This window comes from Reyranella sp. (genome assembly GCF_965279465.1).
Taxonomy (GTDB): domain Bacteria; phylum Pseudomonadota; class Alphaproteobacteria; order Reyranellales; family Reyranellaceae; genus Reyranella.
This window is the reverse complement of the sequence record NZ_OZ257242.1, coordinates 8028969-8044702: the sequence shown is the minus strand read 5'-3', so window position 1 is coordinate 8044702 and position 15734 is coordinate 8028969. Positions and strand designations below refer to the sequence as shown.

14 protein-coding genes and 1 other RNA gene are annotated in these 15734 nt (G+C 65.3%); 9 read left to right on the top strand and 6 right to left on the bottom strand.

All coding sequences use genetic code 11. The annotated features are described in order from the left end of the window. Nucleotides 1-75 precede the first annotated feature (75 nt). Together typA and ACQY8M_RS39235 are read left to right on the top strand one after the other, a co-directional pair. Complete coding sequence (gene typA, locus ACQY8M_RS39240) at nucleotides 76-1908, top strand: translational GTPase TypA (protein WP_428668181.1); 1833 nt, start codon at nucleotides 76-78, stop codon at nucleotides 1906-1908. 16 nt (nucleotides 1909-1924) lie between these two features. After that, nucleotides 1925-2353, top strand: a complete 429-nt coding sequence (locus ACQY8M_RS39235; protein WP_428668179.1) for a DUF6481 family protein — start codon at nucleotides 1925-1927, stop codon at nucleotides 2351-2353. A gap of 64 nt (nucleotides 2354-2417) precedes the next feature. Here ACQY8M_RS39235 and ACQY8M_RS39230 read toward each other — a convergent pair whose 3' ends face one another. Beyond that, complete coding sequence (locus ACQY8M_RS39230; protein ID WP_428668177.1) at nucleotides 2418-3098, bottom strand: VOC family protein; 681 nt, start codon at nucleotides 3096-3098, stop codon at nucleotides 2418-2420. 122 nt (nucleotides 3099-3220) lie between these two features. After that, nucleotides 3221-4186 (bottom strand): aldo/keto reductase, encoded by a 966-nt coding sequence (locus tag ACQY8M_RS39225; RefSeq protein WP_428668175.1) that lies wholly within the window; start codon nucleotides 4184-4186, stop codon nucleotides 3221-3223. 109 nt (nucleotides 4187-4295) lie between these two features. Between ACQY8M_RS39225 and ACQY8M_RS39220 the strand changes: the two genes are divergently transcribed. Both ACQY8M_RS39220 and ACQY8M_RS39215 read left to right on the top strand, forming a co-directional pair. After that, the gene (locus tag ACQY8M_RS39220; RefSeq protein WP_428668173.1) at nucleotides 4296-5684 is read left to right on the top strand and encodes an aromatic ring-hydroxylating oxygenase subunit alpha; all 1389 of its coding nucleotides are present in this window, start codon (nucleotides 4296-4298) and stop codon (nucleotides 5682-5684) included. After that, the gene (locus ACQY8M_RS39215) at nucleotides 5684-6202 is read left to right on the top strand and encodes an aromatic-ring-hydroxylating dioxygenase subunit beta (protein WP_428668171.1); all 519 of its coding nucleotides are present in this window, start codon (nucleotides 5684-5686) and stop codon (nucleotides 6200-6202) included. The genes ACQY8M_RS39220 and ACQY8M_RS39215 overlap by 1 nt, the downstream gene beginning before the upstream one ends. A gap of 53 nt (nucleotides 6203-6255) precedes the next feature. On the opposite strand, the gene ACQY8M_RS39210 is transcribed toward ACQY8M_RS39215, so the two are convergent. The 3 genes from ACQY8M_RS39210 to ssrA all read right to left on the bottom strand — a co-directional run bounded on the left by ACQY8M_RS39210 (nucleotide 6256) and on the right by ssrA (nucleotide 8914). Continuing rightward, nucleotides 6256-7872, bottom strand: coding sequence for a fumarate hydratase (locus ACQY8M_RS39210; protein ID WP_428668169.1), 1617 nt, complete (start codon nucleotides 7870-7872; stop codon nucleotides 6256-6258). A gap of 67 nt (nucleotides 7873-7939) precedes the next feature. Further along, nucleotides 7940-8497 carry an SspB family protein gene (locus tag ACQY8M_RS39205; protein WP_428668167.1) on the bottom strand — a complete coding sequence of 186 codons (558 nt, stop codon included), beginning with the start codon at nucleotides 8495-8497 and terminating at the stop codon, nucleotides 7940-7942. 94 nt (nucleotides 8498-8591) lie between these two features. Beyond that, nucleotides 8592-8914: a transfer-messenger RNA gene (gene ssrA / locus ACQY8M_RS39200) on the bottom strand. 70 nt (nucleotides 8915-8984) lie between these two features. Between ssrA and thyX the strand changes: the two genes are divergently transcribed. Together thyX and ACQY8M_RS39190 are read left to right on the top strand one after the other, a co-directional pair. Further along, nucleotides 8985-9920, top strand: coding sequence for an FAD-dependent thymidylate synthase (thyX, locus tag ACQY8M_RS39195; protein WP_428668165.1), 936 nt, complete (start codon nucleotides 8985-8987; stop codon nucleotides 9918-9920). A 173-nt stretch (nucleotides 9921-10093) separates the two neighbouring features. Then, nucleotides 10094-10639 (top strand): GNAT family N-acetyltransferase, encoded by a 546-nt coding sequence (locus tag ACQY8M_RS39190; RefSeq protein WP_428668164.1) that lies wholly within the window; start codon nucleotides 10094-10096, stop codon nucleotides 10637-10639. Between the two features lie 40 nt (nucleotides 10640-10679). Here ACQY8M_RS39190 and apbC read toward each other — a convergent pair whose 3' ends face one another. Further along, nucleotides 10680-11825, bottom strand: coding sequence for an iron-sulfur cluster carrier protein ApbC (gene apbC, locus ACQY8M_RS39185; protein WP_428668162.1), 1146 nt, complete (start codon nucleotides 11823-11825; stop codon nucleotides 10680-10682). A 97-nt stretch (nucleotides 11826-11922) separates the two neighbouring features. Here apbC and hflK point away from each other — a divergent pair, with 97 nt between their 5' ends. The 3 genes from hflK (at nucleotide 11923) to ACQY8M_RS39170 (ending at nucleotide 15693) form a co-directional block, all read left to right on the top strand. Then, nucleotides 11923-13107 carry an FtsH protease activity modulator HflK gene (hflK, locus tag ACQY8M_RS39180; protein WP_428668160.1) on the top strand — a complete coding sequence of 395 codons (1185 nt, stop codon included), beginning with the start codon at nucleotides 11923-11925 and terminating at the stop codon, nucleotides 13105-13107. Then, nucleotides 13104-13982, top strand: coding sequence for a protease modulator HflC (gene hflC / locus ACQY8M_RS39175; protein WP_428668158.1), 879 nt, complete (start codon nucleotides 13104-13106; stop codon nucleotides 13980-13982). The genes hflK and hflC overlap by 4 nt, the downstream gene beginning before the upstream one ends. Before the next feature lie 268 nt (nucleotides 13983-14250). Further along, complete coding sequence (locus tag ACQY8M_RS39170) at nucleotides 14251-15693, top strand: Do family serine endopeptidase (protein WP_428668156.1); 1443 nt, start codon at nucleotides 14251-14253, stop codon at nucleotides 15691-15693. Nucleotides 15694-15734 lie beyond the last annotated feature (41 nt).

Genomic DNA, 15734 nt, shown 5'->3' with positions numbered 1-15734 from the left:
GCGCTCAACCTGCCTTGCCGATGTCATGAGCCATGCGTATATACCGCCCCCATAACCCCCCTTACTGGACGATCAATGGACATCCGCAACGTCGCGATCATCGCGCACGTCGACCATGGCAAGACGACGCTGGTTGACTGCCTGCTCAAGCAGAGCGGCACCTTTCGCGACAACCAGCAGGTTGCGGAACGCGCCATGGATTCGAACGACCTCGAGCGTGAGCGGGGCATCACCATCCTCGCCAAGGCGACCTCGGTCGTCTGGAAGGGCACGCGCGTCAACATCGTCGACACGCCCGGCCACGCCGACTTCGGTGGTGAGGTAGAACGCATCCTGTCGATGGTCGACGGCGTGGTGCTGCTGGTCGATGCCGCCGAAGGGCCGCTGCCGCAGACCAAGTTCGTGCTCGGCAAGGCGCTGCGCCTCGGCCTGAAGCCGATCGTGCTGATCAACAAGGTGGACCGCTCCGACGCGCGCCCCCATGAGGTGCACGACGAAGTGTTCGACCTGTTCTCGGCGCTGGAGGCCAGCGACGAGCAGCTCGACTTCCCGACGCTGTTCGCGTCCGCCCGCCAGGGCTGGGCGGCGACATCGCTCGAAGCCGAGCACAAGGACATGGAGCCGCTGTTCGACCTGGTGCTGCGGCACGTGCCGCCGCCCAAGGTCGATCCCGATCCGGCGTTCCGCATGCTGGTGACGACGCTCGAGGCTGACAGCTTCCTGGGCCGCATCCTGACCGGCCGCATCCTGTCGGGCTCGATCAAGCCCAACACGACCATCAAGGCGCTGAGCCGCGACGGCAGGGAGCTGGAGCAGACCCGCATCACCCGCGTGCTGGCTTTCCGCGGCCTCGAGCGCGTGGCGCTCGAATCGGCCGAGGCGGGCGATATCGTCGCCGTCGCCGGCCTCAAGGTCGCCACCGTGGCCGACACCATCGGCGACCTGACGATCAGCGAGCCGATCGCCTCCCAGCCGGTCGATCCGCCGACGCTGGCCATGACCTTCATGGTCAACGACTCGCCGCTGGCCGGCCGCGAAGGCGACAAGGTCACCACGCGCATGATCCGCGCCCGCCTGATGCGCGAAGGCGAGGGCAACGTCGCGATCCGCGTCACCGACACGGAGAATGCCGACTCCTACGAGGTCGCCGGCCGCGGCGAATTGCAGCTCGGCGTGCTGATCGAGACGATGCGTCGCGAGGGCTTCGAACTCGCCGTCGGCCGCCCGCGCGTGCTGTTCCAGACCGACCCGAAGACGGGCCAGCGCCTGGAGCCGATCGAGGAGGTCGTGATCGATGTCGACGATGCCTATACCGGTCCCGTCGTCGAGCAGATCTCTCTGCGCAAGGGCGAGCTGCAGGACATGCGGCCGTCGGGCGCCGGCAAGACCCGGCTGGTGTTCTACGCCCCGTCGCGCGGCCTGATCGGCTATCACGGCGAGTTCCTGACCGATACCCGCGGCACCGGCGTGATGAACCGTCTGTTCCACGAATATGGTCCCTATCGCGGCCCGATCGCCGGACGGCGCAACGGCGCGCTGATCGCCAACGCCGAGGGCACCTCGGTCGCCTACGCGATGTGGAACCTCGAGGATCGTGGCCCGATGTTCATCGAGCCCGGCGTGCCCGTCTATCAGGGCATGGTGATCGGCGAGCACAGCCGCGGCAACGATCTCGAAGTCAACGTGCTGAAGGGCAAGCAGCTCACCAACATCCGGGCTGCCGGCAAGGACGAGGCCGTGCGCCTCACGCCGCCGCGCAAGATGAGCCTCGAACAGGCGATCGCCTATATCGAGGAAGACGAGCTGGTCGAAATCACGCCCAAGTCGATTCGGCTGCGCAAGCGTTTCCTCAATCCCGAGGACCGCAAGCGCGCCAAGAAGCAGGCCGCCGCTCAAGCGGCCGAATAGAGGACAGAGGACGACGTTGAAGAACAGAGGCGACACTTTCACTGACCGCCTGGAGACCCAGGCCAAGGCCCGGCAGACGTTGCTCGAGAAGGCACGCCAGAAGGATCCGACGAACGATCCGGAATTCGCTGCCCGCCAGCAGGCGCGCATCGAGGCTGCCAAGGTGCGCGAGGAGCGCGAGCTCGAGCGCCGCATCGCCAAGGAAGAAGAGCGCGAGCGGCAGCGCGCCGAGCGCGAGGCGGAGGCCGCGCGCAAGGCCGAGGAGGCGAGACTCGCCGCCGAGGAAGCTGCCAAGGAGGCCGAGCGCATCCGCCGTGGCGGCCGTCCGATCTCGAAGCTCGGCGACATCTCAACCAAGCCGCCAAAGCCCCAGCTCACGCCGGAAGAGCAGAAGGCCGCCCGCGACGCGCGCTACGCCGCGCGCAAGGCTCGCCTGAAGAGGTAGAAGGAGCTTACGCTCATTGGACCCCGCGCATCCTGCGCGCGGTCCAGTGATCATGATCCTTGGATCAGAGCCGGCCGCCCGTCAGGCTGGCCCGCTGGCTGATCTCGATGTGATTGCCGTCGGGATCGCATACGAACGCATAGCGCACTGTCTCGCCCAGGATGCGCACCTCGCCGCCCGACGTGCCGCCGCGGGCGAGGATGCCCTCGTACTCGGCAACGCAGTCCCAAACCTGCACCGTGGTGTAGCGGTAGCCCGGCCCGCGCCACGCCGTGCCGCGATGCTCCACCTTGCCCTGCTCGGCGATCACGACCAGCGAATCGCCGCAGCGATAGCGGCCTTCGCCGACCCTCTCGTACTGCATGGCGTGCGTCCAGAAGCGGTCATGCGCGACAGGGTCGGTCACCCGCAGCAGGATCGCGATGCCCTCGATGCCGTCCCGTCCCTTGGGCACCAGGGTCACCTTGTTGCCATCGGGATCGTCGAGCGTCTGCGGCGCCGACAACCCTTCGCGCGCGATCTGCAGGCCGATGATGCCGGAGGGCGCCATCGCTGGCAGGGGATCGCGCGAATGGTTCATCTTCAGGATCGAACCGTTCATGTGATGGCGGTGCTGCTGGATGCCGCCGCCGACCTTCCCCATGTGGTCATAGGGCAGGCCGACGGTCCCCTGCCAGAAAGCAAGCTGCTCGTCGCGCTTGGTGGAGAAGAGGCCGATATCGAGGTGCTGCTTGGCGAGATTCATGCGGGAGGATTCCACGAATGGCCGGCCCGCACCACACTTCCCCCGTCTCCCGCGTCCGGCCCGCTCCGCCAGCAAAGCGCCGGTTGAATCAGGGCGAAAACGCAATTCGTCGATGGCGGGCGCTACGGCCTGCCGATTTCGTCCAGAGCAGCCATGACGTCGGCCGAAAGGTCGAGATTGCTCGCGGAGGCGTTGGCTTCCAGCTCGGCGAGAGCCTCGGCCCCGACGATCGCGCTGGCCACAAAGGGCTGGGCCATCAGCCAGGCGAGCGCCAGGGTCGAGGGGGAATGACCGTGTCGCGCCGCGAGCCGCTCCAGTTCCTCGGCGAGCGCGATCTCGCGCGCGGTGAAGTCCGTGCCGCCCCACCGCCGCCGGCCCACGAATGACTCGCTGCGCTTTGACACGCCGGCAAGAAGGCCGCCGGCCAGCGGGCTGAAGACGGTCAGGCTAAGGCCGTAGGCCCGACAGATCGGCGCGATGTCGAGCTCCGGATCCCGGCGGGCAAGGCTGTATTGGATCTGCAGGCAGGCCGGCGCACTCGCCCTGAGCCTGTCCGCCTTCCATAGGGCCTCGACGACCTGCCACGCCGGATAGGTCGACAGCGCGTAGTAGCGGAGCTTGCCCTGTCGAATGAGATCGTCGAATGCCCGGATGGTTTCCTCGATCGGCACCGACGGATCGGGATGGTGGGCGTAGCAGACGTCGAGATGATCCGTGCCGAAGCGGCGCAGGCTCTGCTCGAGCTGCTCGACGATGTGCCGGCGGGACAGGCCGCGATCGTTTACGCCCTCGCCGACGGGCTCCATGACCTTCGAGCACAGGACGAGCGCATTGCGCCGGCCCTTGATCGCGCGACCGACGATCTCTTCGGCCGACCGCCTTTGCGTCCAGGCCGGTGCGCCGGGCCGATCGAACCGGGCCTGGTTGCCGTAGGAGTTGGCCACGTCGATCATGTTGATGCCGAGTTCCATCGCCCGGCCGATCAGCCGGTCGCACGCCGCTTCGAGCGGCGCGACGCCGAACGTGGCGGTGCCGAGCGACATTGCCGAAACCTTCACGCCGGTTCGACCGAGCTGCTTGTACCGCACGCCGCACCTCCGTTGCCGCGAGGAGGTCAGCACAGCATGCCGCCATGAGGCAACTGGCGGGCCCGCCAGGCCCGTGCCAGAGTTGCGGTGCCCCTCAGGGAGCCGGACCATGCCCGATCACGTTCAGCCCGATCCAGACGCAGATGGCGCGGCGGAGATTCGAATTCCCGACGTGTCCGACGGCCTGATCGATCGCTCGGTCTACACCGATCCCGCGCTCTATCGAGTGGAGCTTCAACGGATCTTCGCTCGTGCATGGAACTTCATGTGCCACGAGACGCAGATCCCGAACGCCGGAGACTACTTCATCAACTATATCGGCGAGGATCAGGTCATCGTCGTGCGCGGGGAGGACGGTACCGTCCACGTCCTGATGAACACCTGCCGTCATCGCGGCAATGCATTGTGCCGCGCGGAGCTCGGCAATACGAAAGCCTTCGTCTGCAGCTATCACGGCTGGACGTACGGTCTTGACGGGAAGCTGATCGGCATTCCGGGCAAGGCCGACTTCTATCGCGACCGGATCGACCAGGCCGACTGGGGGCTCGTGCCGGCCGCCAGGGTCGACCACTACAAGGGCTTCTACTTCGCCACCCTCGATCCTCAAGCACCCAGCCTGTTCGACTATCTGGGCGATGTCGGCCGCGTCGGCATGGAGAGCATGCTGGCCTACGGCGACGTTGTCGTGCTCGATGGCGTGCAGAAGAACGTCATCGACTGCAACTGGAAGATCGCTGTCGATAACCTGTTCGACTGGTATCACGTCAAGGTGAGCCACAACTCGGCCTCGCGCGTCGGCTTTCTGAACCAGGCTGCAATGATGCCCATGACGCAGATGGTCATGCTGGGCGAGCTGGGTCATGCCATCGGCGGCCCGATGGTGACGCGAGAGGAGCAGGCGAAAATCGATGCGTTGAGCGACGAGGAGCGTCTCGCCATCGACAGGTTGCCGGATGCCGAACGGCCGAAGGTGGCGCCGACCCTGCGCCGCCCCTTGCGGTCGACCGCGACGAAGGCAGCCATGGGGCCGGTCGGCGTGCGTGCGAGCGGCCATCCCAACATCTTTCCCAATCTGTGGATCTCGACGCGCGGCATGCAGATGAGCCTGCGCCTGCCGCGCGGTCCGGCGGCGACGGAGATCTGGTGGTTCACGGTGATGCCGAAGAGCTTCACGCCCGAGCAACGGCGCGCGGCGAAGAAGTTCATCATCCATTCGTTCGGACCGGCCGGGCTGCTGGAGCAGGATGACGGCGAAAACTGGAGCCAGAGCACGATGGCCGGCCGGGGTGTCGCGAGCCGCCGCTATCCGCACAACATGCAGATGGCGATGGGACAGGACGAGGTGATGGTCGATGCCACGGGACAGAAGGCGATCGAGACCCGGGTCAACGAGCATGCCCAGCGCTGGACCTATCGCTGCTGGGCGGAATGGCTGCGCGCGCGTGACTGGCCCGAGCTGATGCAAACGCGCTCGCCGTCGCCCACCGGGCGGGTGTGATGACGGGGCGCAAAGTCGGTCCGGAGCTGCAATACGAGGTGGAGCAGTTCCTGTATCGCGAAGCAGCACTGCTCGACGACCGCCGATTCGGCGAGTGGCTCGAGCTGATCGCGGACGATATCCATTACTGGATGCCGATTCGCCGGACCGTGACCGTCGAGAACCTGCGGCTCGAATACGCCGCGTCCGACGGCATGGCTTATTTCGACGACGATCGGAACGATTTGCGCATGCGCGTGGAGAAGCTGCAATCGAACTCTTCATGGTCCGAGAATCCGCCGTCGCGGACCCGGCACTTCGTGTCGAACGTGAGGATCCTGGAGGTCAAGGAGGACGAGATCGCGCTCGAAGCCGCGATCCATCTCCATCGCTCGCGCCTCAACGACAAGATCGACAGCTGGATCGGCAGGCGCCGCGATCGCCTGCGGCGCATCGGCGACGGCTTCCGGATCTTCGAGCGCCACATCTTCCTCGACCAGACCGTGGTGCTGTCGACCAACTTCAGCAGCATCTTCTAGGCTGGCTCGCCGGGAAGCACGGCCCTGAGAGCCGCGCTTCCCGGCCGAGCCCGTCAGATTCGCAGGTCGCTGAAGAAATCGTTGCCCTTGTCGTCGGTGATGATGAAGGCGGGGAAGTTCTCGACCTGGATGCGCCAGATCGCTTCCATGCCGAGCTCGGGATACTCAAGCACCTCGACCTTCTTGATGACGTCCTGGGCCAGGATCGCGGCCGGGCCGCCGATCGAGCCGAGGTAGAAGCCGCGGTGCTTCTTGCAGGCATCGACGACCTGCTTGCTGCGGTTGCCCTTGGCCAGCATGACCATCGAGCCGCCGTTGGCCTGGAACAGGTCGACATAGGAATCCATGCGGCCGGCCGTGGTCGGGCCGAACGAGCCTGAGGCCATGCCGGTCGGCGTCTTGGCAGGGCCGGCGTAGTAGACCGGGAACTGCTTGAAGTAGTCGGGCAGGCCTTCGCCGCGATCGAGCCGCTCCTTGAGCTTCGCATGTGCCGAATCGCGCGCCACGATCAGGGTGCCGGTGAGGTTCACCCGGGTCTTCACCGGATGCCTGGTCAGCACCGACAGCGTGTGCGCCATGCCCTTGTCGAGGTCGACCGAGACGACGTCGCCCGAGAGCTGTTGGGGCTCCACGTCGGGCAGGTAATGCGCCGGGTTGGTTTCGAGCGCCTCGAGGAAGATGCCGTCCTTTGTGATCTTGCCGACGGCCTGCCGGTCGGCCGAGCAGCTCACGCCGAGCCCGATCGGCACCGATGCGCCGTGGCGGGCGATGCGGATCACGCGCACGTCGTGGCAGAAATACTTGCCGCCGAACTGCGCGCCGATGCCCATCTGGCGGGTGAGCTCGAGCACCTTCTGCTCCATGCCGCGGTCGCGGATGGCGACGCCCTTGTCGTTGCCCTCGCTCGGCAAATCGTCGAGGTAGCGCGTCGAGGCAAGCTTCACCGTCTTGAGGTTGAGCTCGGCGGACGTGCCGCCGATCACGATGGCGAGATGATAGGGCGGGCAGGCCGCCGTGCCGAGGGTGCGAATCTGGGTGTCGAGGAACTTGAGCAGCGATGCTTCGTTCAGCACTGCCGGCGTCTGCTGGTAGAGATAGCTCTTGTTCGCCGATCCGCCGCCCTTGGCGACGAACAGGAACTTGTAGGCATCGCCGTCGGTCGCGAAGATGTCGATCTGCGCCGGCAGGTTGGTGCCGGTCTGCACTTCCTTGAACATCGAGATCGGCGAGACCTGGCTGTAGCGCAGGTTGGTTTCGGTGTAGGTCTTGTAGACCCCTTTGGCGATCGCAGCCTCGTCGCCGCCACCGGTCCACACCGACTGGCCCTTCTTGCCCATGACGATCGCGGTGCCGGTATCCTGGCACATCGGCAGAACGCCGCCGGCAGCGATGTTGGCGTTCTTCAGCAGCTCGAGCGCTACATACTTGTCGTTTGAGGAGGCCTCGCCGTCGTCGAGGATGTTGCGCAGCTGCTGGAGATGGCCCGGCCGCAGCAGATGGGAGATGTCCTTGAAGGCCTGGGCGGTGAGCAGGGTCAGCGCCTCCGGCTCTACGGTCAGTACCTCCTTGCCGTTGAACTTGGCTGTGCCGACGAAATCGGAGGAGAGCTTGCGGTAAGTCGTGCTGTCCTTACCGCTGGGGAACATCTCCTGGAACTGGAACTCGGGCATGGCTTCTCCTGACGGGAAGCGCCCTCAAACCGCAAAAAGCGCGGCCAGTCTACTCTTTTCGGAAGCCCTACTTCTTTCGGAAGCTGTCGAGTTTGACGACCTTGGAGGCCGGATCCTCGGGCTTCGCCTCGCCGTCAGTGGGCTTGGCGCCGGCTTCGGTCTTGGCGTCGGCGGCCGGAGGGGCGCCGAGAGACGGGCGCTTGTCCGGCGCGGGAAGCGGCGTCGGCGCCGCGGCTGTGCCGCCGGCCTTGTCGGGTGCCACGCCCGCCTTGTCCTTGCGGTCGAACTGCAGGCCGAAGCGAACCGAGGGATCGACGAAGGCCGACAGCGCGGCGTACGGCACCCTTATGCGCTCCTGCTGCTTGTTGAAGCTCACCGTCACCTCGAAGAACTCCTCGGTGAGGACGAGATCCCAATACTGGTGCTGGAGCACGATCGTCATCTCTTCCGGATATTTGGCGCGCAGATACTCGGGCAGCTGCACACCCGGATCGTTGCTCCGGAAGGAGATGTAGAAATGGTGCGACCCCGGCAGGCCCTTGTCCGCGACCTGGCGCAGCACGCGACGCACGACGCTGCGCAGCGCATCGTCGACGAGAGCGTCATAGTGAAAGCGGTCATTCATGGACAAGCAGAACCTTCACAAAAGCATCGGCCCGCGATGCAGGAGAGTCAACGCGGCAATAGCCGTGAATGCACCGAAAGGAAAGCGATGAAAGTGAGGGGGCTTCTGTTGCCCGGTGCCCCCCCGAACCGCGCTTACGTCCGCTGTTTAGGCGGCAGCAGCGAGTGTAACGGTGTTATCGTTAGCACTTGTGTGTGGCCCGTCACGGCGGAACCATACCGGGCAAAAACCGCGCCTTTACCACGCCCGTCGATCCTGGTTCGCCCCCATCGATCCCGCTCGCGAACGATTGGGTGAATGGTGGAGGCGCCGGGTACTGCCCCCGGGTCCGAAACGCTTATGTCACGCGGTGTTTATCGCCATAGTCGGTTGCCCGACACGACCTATATAGGCGCTCGCGCGGGCGATTTGAAGGCTCAGGATTTTCCCCATGGAAGGGGCAGCTTCCGGCCCATAGAGTCCGCAGCCAACCGAGGACAACGAGCGAATGCCCCTCACGACCGATCAGCAGGCTGAAATCGACCAGGCGCGGGACGGCGCGCAGATGACGTTGCGGCCGGTCGCGCCGGCGCTCGAGGAGATCCTCTATCAGGCCCTGCCGGTGCTCGATCACGGCTTTGTCCGCGTGGTCGACTACATGGGCGACGATGCCGCCGTGGTGCAGGCCGCGCGCGTGTCCTACGGCCGCGGCACCAAGAAGGTCAGTGAGGATCGCGGGCTGATCAACTATCTCATGCGGCATCGCCACACGACGCCGTTCGAGATGTGCGAGATCAAGTACCATGTGAAGCTGCCGATCTTCGTGGCGCGCCAGTGGATCCGCCATCGCACCGCGAACGTGAACGAATACTCGGCGCGCTATTCGATCCTCGACAACGAATTCTACCTGCCCAGGCCTGAGCAGCTTGCGGCCCAGAGCAAGGCCAACCGCCAGGGTCGCGACACGGTGATCACCGGCAAGGAGGCCGAGCGCGTCTTCTCGCTGCTCAAGAAGGACGCCGAGCTGGTCTACGAGCACTATATGGAGATGCTGAACGAGGGCGAGAACGGCGAGCCGCTCGATCCCGAACGTTCTGGCCTGGCACGCGAGCTCGCGCGCATGAATCTGTCGCTCGCCTTCTATACCCAGTGGTACTGGAAGACGAACCTCCACAACTTGATGCATTTCCTATCGCTGCGCGCCGATGCTCACGCACAGTATGAAATCCGCGTCTATGCCGACGTCATGATCGACACGCTGAAGCGCTGGTGTCCGATCTGCGCCGATGCGTTCCTCGAATACCGCATGGGTGGCGCGCATCTCTCCAGGACCGGCCTGGCCGCCGTGAAGCGCATGATCGCGGGCGAGAAGGTCGACCAGAGGTCGAGCGGCCTCAATCCGCGCGAATGGCGCGAGCTGTTGGCGGTGCTCGGTCCAGGGTGATTTCGACAGCATCGCCTGACCCGAGAGCCACACCCAGCGTCCGTCCGTCCAGATGAAGACGGAGAGCGCGTTGAAGCTCGCGCTGTCTTCCGGTCGTCTCCTCGATGATCATGCTCGTAGTCGGCGCCGCCGGCTGATTGAGCCCTTCGTCGCGCGCTGCCATAACTGGCGCCATGCAAAAATCCCCCGACCTGCTGCGGCTGCTGAAGGAGCGGCCGCGCGATGGTGACGCGATCGAGGAGATGACGGCCGCGGCCTTCGGTCCCGACCGCTTCCACAAGACCGTCTATCGCCTGCGCGAGGATGTGCCGCCGATCAAGGAGCTGTGCTTCGTCTGCCTCGACCAGAAGAACCGTTTGGTCGCCTCGATCCGCAACTGGCCGGTCCTGATCAACGAGAAGTGGCCGGCGGTAATGCTGGGGCCGCTGGCGATCTCACCCGAGCTCCGCGGGCTGGGCTACGGCAAGGCGCTGATGTGGCATTCGATGGCGCAGTCGCGTTTGCAGGGGCACAGCCGCATCATCCTGGTCGGCGACCCGGAGTACTACAACCAGTTCGGCTTTCGCCGCGACCTCGCGCTGCTCCTGCACCTGCCTGGCTGGGTCGAGGAGCGCCGCTTCCTGGCGCTCGAGCTGGTCGCCGGATCGATGATCGGGGTGCACGGCATGATCGGCAAACCGGTGGTGAAGAAGACGCGGCGGAAGAAGAAGCGTTCATAGCTGGGAGCGCGGCTCTGGAGAGCCGCGCTCCCAGCGAAGATCAACGCATCACGATCTTGGGCGGCGGACGGCCGCCACGCTGCGGTGCGGAAAGCTGCTTCCACACGCGGCCGGCGATGTTCTTGTAGGCTTGCGAATGGGCCGACCCGGGCTGGGCGACCACGATGGGATGGCCGCTGTCCGAGGTCGTGCGGATATCGAGATGCAGCGGGATTTCGCCGAGGAACGGCACGCCGAGCTTCCCGGCCTCCTCGCGCGCGCCGCCGTGGCCGAAGATCTCAGAGCGCTCGCCACACTTGGGGCAGAGGAAATAGCTCATGTTCTCGACGATGCCGAGCACCGGCACGGCGACCTTGCGGAACATGCTGAGGCCCTTTCGGGCATCGATCAGGGCGATGTCCTGCGGCGTCGAGACGATCACGGCGCCGGACAGTGCCACCCTTTGGGCGAGGGTGAGCTGGGCGTCGCCAGTACCCGGTGGCATGTCAACTACCAGCACGTCGAGTTCGCCCCATTGCACGTCCCGCAGCATCTGCTCGAGCGCGCTCGACACCATCGGGCCGCGCCAGATCATCGGCGTGTCCTCGGCCACGATGTAGCCGATCGACATGGTGCGCAGCCCGTAACGCTCGATCGGCTTCAGCATCTTGCCGTCGGCAGATTCGGGCTTCTCCTTCACCCCCAGCATGCGCGGCATCGAGGGACCGTAGATGTCGGCATCGAGCAAGCCGGTGCTGACGCCGTTGGCCACGAGCCCCAGCGCCAGGTTGACGGCCGTGGTCGATTTGCCGACGCCGCCCTTGCCGGATGCCACGGCGATGATGTGTTTTACCCCCGGGACGTCGATCCGCCCGCTGCCACCTGTCGTTTTGGCGGCGGGACCGTGGCTGTGGGCATGTCCATGGCTCTGAGCAGCGGGTTTGGCTGCGGCTGCGGCGCGTTCGGCCGTCATGACGGCGGTTGCCGACAGCACGCCAGCCATCGCCCGCACCGCCTGCTCGCAAGCCTGGCGCAGCGGTTCCAGGGCCGGACCGCGGGCCGGATCAACCTCTAGCGTGACTGCAACATGTCCACCGCGTGTGGCGACACCACTCACCATGCCCAGCGCAATGACATTCTTGCCGGTCAGGGGATCGATGACCGTTTCGAGAATGCTGCGAACGGCTGATTCCGTGATTTCCGCCATGTCGCTCGCTCGCCGCTTGATTGAAGGTACGCCCGTCGTCACATATATGCAGCGCGGCGCGAAAGCAAAGGTCCCGCAGGCGGCGTCGAGGTGATGAATGGCGTGGAATAATAATAGCGGCGGCCCATGGGGCGGCGGGGGAAACAACAGCGGCGGTGGCGGCGGCCCGTGGGGCGGCGGCGGCGGCAACCGCGGTGGCGGCGGCGGGCCGTTCGGCTCGCGCCGGCCGCCCGACATGGAAGATGTCATCCGCAAGGGCCAGGAACGGTTGCGCAATCTGATGCCGGGCGGTTTGGGGTCGTTCAAGGGCTTCCTGCTGATCGCGCTCGCCGCCGTCCTGATCTGGCTGGTCACCGGCTTCTTCCGGGTGCAGCCCAACCAGCAGGCGATCCAGCTGGTGTTCGGCAAGCCTTACGGCGGGCCGGTCGCGTCGGGCCTGCACTACAACCTGCCTGCCCCGGTCGGCAACGTGGTGGTCGTGAATGTGCAGGACCAGCGCCGCACGGTGCTCGGCTCGCGCGGCGCGGCCGAGCGCACCCCGTATGGCCGGGGAGCACGCCCGACCTCATCGGAGAACTTGATGCTCACCGGGGACGAGAACATCGTCGATATCGAGTTCGCGGTGCTGTGGCAGATCAAGGATGTGTTCGATTACGCTTTCAATGTGCGCAATGGCGAGGAGAACGTGCGTCAGGCTGCCGAGGCAGCGATGCGCGAGGTGATCGGCAAATCCAACCTGCAATATGCCCAGACCGAGGGTCGCACGCGCATCGAGCAGGATACCAAGGACCTGCTGCAGCGTATCCTCGACGAGTACGGGCTGGGCGTTCAGATCGCCCAGGTACAGCTGCTTCGGGTCGACCCGCCGCAGGAGGTGATCGGCGCCTTTCGCGACGTCCAGGCCGCGCGCGCCGACAAGGAGAAGAACATCAACGAGGCCAACACCTACCGCAACCAGGTGCTGCCGCGCGCCAAAGGCGAGGCGGAAAGCATCATTCAGAAGGCCGAGGGGTACAAGGCGCAGAAAGTGGCCAGTGCCAAGGGCGATATCCAGCGCTTCGATCAGGTCTACGACCAGTACGTCAAAGCCAAGGACATCACCTCGGAGCGTCTCTACATCGAGGCGATCGAAGAGGTGCTGCGCAACGTGAACAAGGTGCTGATCGACAAGAGCGGCTCGGGGGTCGTGCCTTATCTGCCGCTGCCTGAGCTGCGCTCCGGTCAGACGCCATCGCTGCCGGCCCGACCGGTGGCTCCTCCGGCTGTTGGAGCCACGCGATGAGCAATCGTTCGATCGTTCTGCTGGTTGTCGCGGCCATCGCGGTCTTCCTGCTGACCCAGACCTTCTTCACCGTCGACCCGACCAAGCAGGTGCTGGTCCGCCAGTTCGGCGCCATCGTCGGCCAGCCCAAGACCCAGCCTGGCCTCTATGCCAAGGTGCCGCTGATCCAGGATATCGTCCGTATCGACCGCCGCCTGCTCGACTACGAAGCCGAGGAGTTCGAGATCATCGCCGGCGACCAGAAGCGTCTCGTGGTCGACGCCTACGCCCGCTTCAGGATCGTCAATGCCCGTTCTTTCGTCGAGCGGGTACCTGGCGGCGAGCCGGCGTTGCGCGGGCTGCTCGATTCGCTGATCAACTCGGAGATTCGCGGCGTGTTGTCTTCGGTGCCTCTGCATGCAGTTTTGACCGAGCAGCGTGCGAGCCTGATGGACGACATCACGCGCCGGGTAAACGGCAAGACCAAGGACCTCGGTGTCGAGGTGATCGACGTCCGCATCAAGCGTGCCGACCTGCCGCAGGCCAACTCCCAGTCGGTCTACAATCGCATGAAGACCGACCGAGAGCGGGAGGCGGGTCAGCTCCGTGCCGAAGGCGACGAGGAGAACCAGCGCATCAAAGCCACGGCCGACCGCGAGGTCGCGGTGATCCGGGCCGATGCCGGGCTGAAGGCCCAGATCACCATGGGCGAGGCCGACGGCGAGGCGACGAAGATCTATGCCGACACTTTCAGCAAGGACAAGGACTTCTACGCCTTCTGGCGCCGGATGGAGGCCTACAAGCAGGCTTTCAGCCAGGGTGGGAGCATGGTCCTCAGCCCCGACAGCGACTTCTTTCGCTACTTCAACGACCCCTCCGGGGTGCTCAAGAAATAGGGTCAAGAAGCAGGCCGGGCGGATACGATCCGGCGGCTGTGGCAGCCTTGCCACGCCGCCGGGTTTTTTTTGCGAAAGTCCGGGAAACACTGAAATACACGGCAACATGACGCCCTCTTTATTTGCGCCACATTCGGTCGGCATGTAGACAGGAACGTGAACGCGGCGCCGGCCAAAACTGCTTGCCTGACCCACTTTTGGCCTTGAGCGCCGTTGGAGGTCGGCCGTGATTCTCTCCGGGTTTTCAGCGTTTTCGAGGGCTGTCGCTGTGGCGGCGGTGCTGGCGTTTGGTACGGTGCTGGCTCAGCCGGCAGTGGCGCGCGATGCGCCCGACAGCTTCGCCGATCTGGTCGACAAGCTGCTCCCCACGGTGGTCAACATTACCACCACCCAGAACGTACCCCAGCAGGGCCCGCGCCTGCGTGACATGCCGCAGCTCCCGCCGGGCTCGCCGTTCGAGGAGCTGTTCAAGGAGTTCTTCGACCGCAAGGGCGGCGAGCAGCAGCAGCGCCGTGGCACGTCGCTCGGCTCAGGCTTCATCATCGACGGCGACGGCTACATCATCACCAACAACCACGTCATCCAAGGCGCCGAAGACATCACGGTGATCCTGCGCGACGACACCCAGCTCAAGGCCAAGCTGATCGGCTCGGACAGCCGGGTCGACATCGCCGTGCTCAAGGTCGAGCCGCCCAACAAGAAGCCGCTGCCGGCCGCCAAGTTCGGCGATTCGGATAAGAGCCGGGTCGGCGACTGGGTAATCGCGATCGGCAATCCGTTCGGCCTCGGCCACTCGGTGACTGCCGGCATCATCTCGGCCCGTGGACGCGCACTGTCGGACTCGCTCGACGACTACCTGCAGACGGACGCCGCGATCAACAAGGGCAATTCGGGTGGCCCGCTGTTCAACGCCGACGGCGACGTGGTGGGCGTCAACACGGCGATCTACTCGCCGTCGGGCACCAATGCCGGCCTCGCCTTCTCGATCCCGTCCAACCTGGTCAAGCAGGTCGCCGAGCAGCTCCGCGAATTCGGCAAGGTGCGACGCGGCTGGATCGGTGTCAGCTACCAGAGCGTGACGGACGACATCGCCGATTCGTTCAGCCTCGATCGCACGCGCGGCGTGCTGGTGGCCAATGTCACCGCTGACGGCCCGGCCGCCAAGGCGGGCGTCAAGCGCAACGACATCATCCTGTCCTTTGCCGGCCAGGAAGTTCCCGACCTGCGCCGCTTTCCGCGCATCGTCGCCAATGCCCGTGTCGGCAGCACGGTCGACGTCCTAGTCTGGCGCGGCGGCAAGGAAGTACCGCTGAAGCTGCGGATCGGCGAGCAGGAAGAGCCCGAGAAGCAGAACGTCTCGGCGCAGGGATCGGGCAAGAAACCGCCCGAGCCGGACCAGGCCGTGACCTCGACCATCGAGCAGCTCGGCCTCACGCTCCAGAAGGTGAACGACCAGCTGCGCGAGAAGTTTGGGCTCAGCGACAACGTGAAGGGCGTGGTCGTCACCAAGGTGGTGCCCAACAGCCCGGCGGCCGAGAAGCAGCTCCAGGCCGGCGACGTCATCCTCGAGGTCGACCAGAAGCCGGTGACGACGCCGCAGGAGGTCACCGAAATCGTCGGCAAGCTGCAGGCGCAGAAGAAGCGCTCGGTCCTGCTGTTCGTCGAACGCCAGGGCGACCCGCGCTTCGCGGCGCTGAGGCTGACGAAGTAGGGCTGGGAGCGCGGTTCTCCAGAGCCGCTCTTCCCTTCTTC

What these genes read in the sequence shown, in the direction of transcription:
- typA (WP_428668181.1), top strand. Translation starts at nt 76, where the DNA reads ATGGACATCCGCAACGTCGCGATCATCGCGCACGTCGACCATGGCAAG.
- ACQY8M_RS39230 (WP_428668177.1), bottom strand. Translation starts at nt 3,098, where the DNA reads ATGAATCTCGCCAAGCAGCACCTCGATATCGGCCTCTTCTCCACCAAG.
- ACQY8M_RS39220 (WP_428668173.1), top strand. Translation starts at nt 4,296, where the DNA reads ATGCCCGATCACGTTCAGCCCGATCCAGACGCAGATGGCGCGGCGGAG.
- ACQY8M_RS39215 (WP_428668171.1), top strand. Translation starts at nt 5,684, where the DNA reads ATGACGGGGCGCAAAGTCGGTCCGGAGCTGCAATACGAGGTGGAGCAG.
- ACQY8M_RS39210 (WP_428668169.1), bottom strand. Translation starts at nt 7,872, where the DNA reads ATGCCCGAGTTCCAGTTCCAGGAGATGTTCCCCAGCGGTAAGGACAGC.
- ACQY8M_RS39205 (WP_428668167.1), bottom strand. Translation starts at nt 8,497, where the DNA reads ATGAATGACCGCTTTCACTATGACGCTCTCGTCGACGATGCGCTGCGC.
- thyX (WP_428668165.1), top strand. Translation starts at nt 8,985, where the DNA reads ATGCCCCTCACGACCGATCAGCAGGCTGAAATCGACCAGGCGCGGGAC.
- ACQY8M_RS39190 (WP_428668164.1), top strand. Translation starts at nt 10,094, where the DNA reads ATGCAAAAATCCCCCGACCTGCTGCGGCTGCTGAAGGAGCGGCCGCGC.
- apbC (WP_428668162.1), bottom strand. Translation starts at nt 11,825, where the DNA reads ATGGCGGAAATCACGGAATCAGCCGTTCGCAGCATTCTCGAAACGGTC.
- hflK (WP_428668160.1), top strand. Translation starts at nt 11,923, where the DNA reads ATGGCGTGGAATAATAATAGCGGCGGCCCATGGGGCGGCGGGGGAAAC.
- hflC (WP_428668158.1), top strand. Translation starts at nt 13,104, where the DNA reads ATGAGCAATCGTTCGATCGTTCTGCTGGTTGTCGCGGCCATCGCGGTC.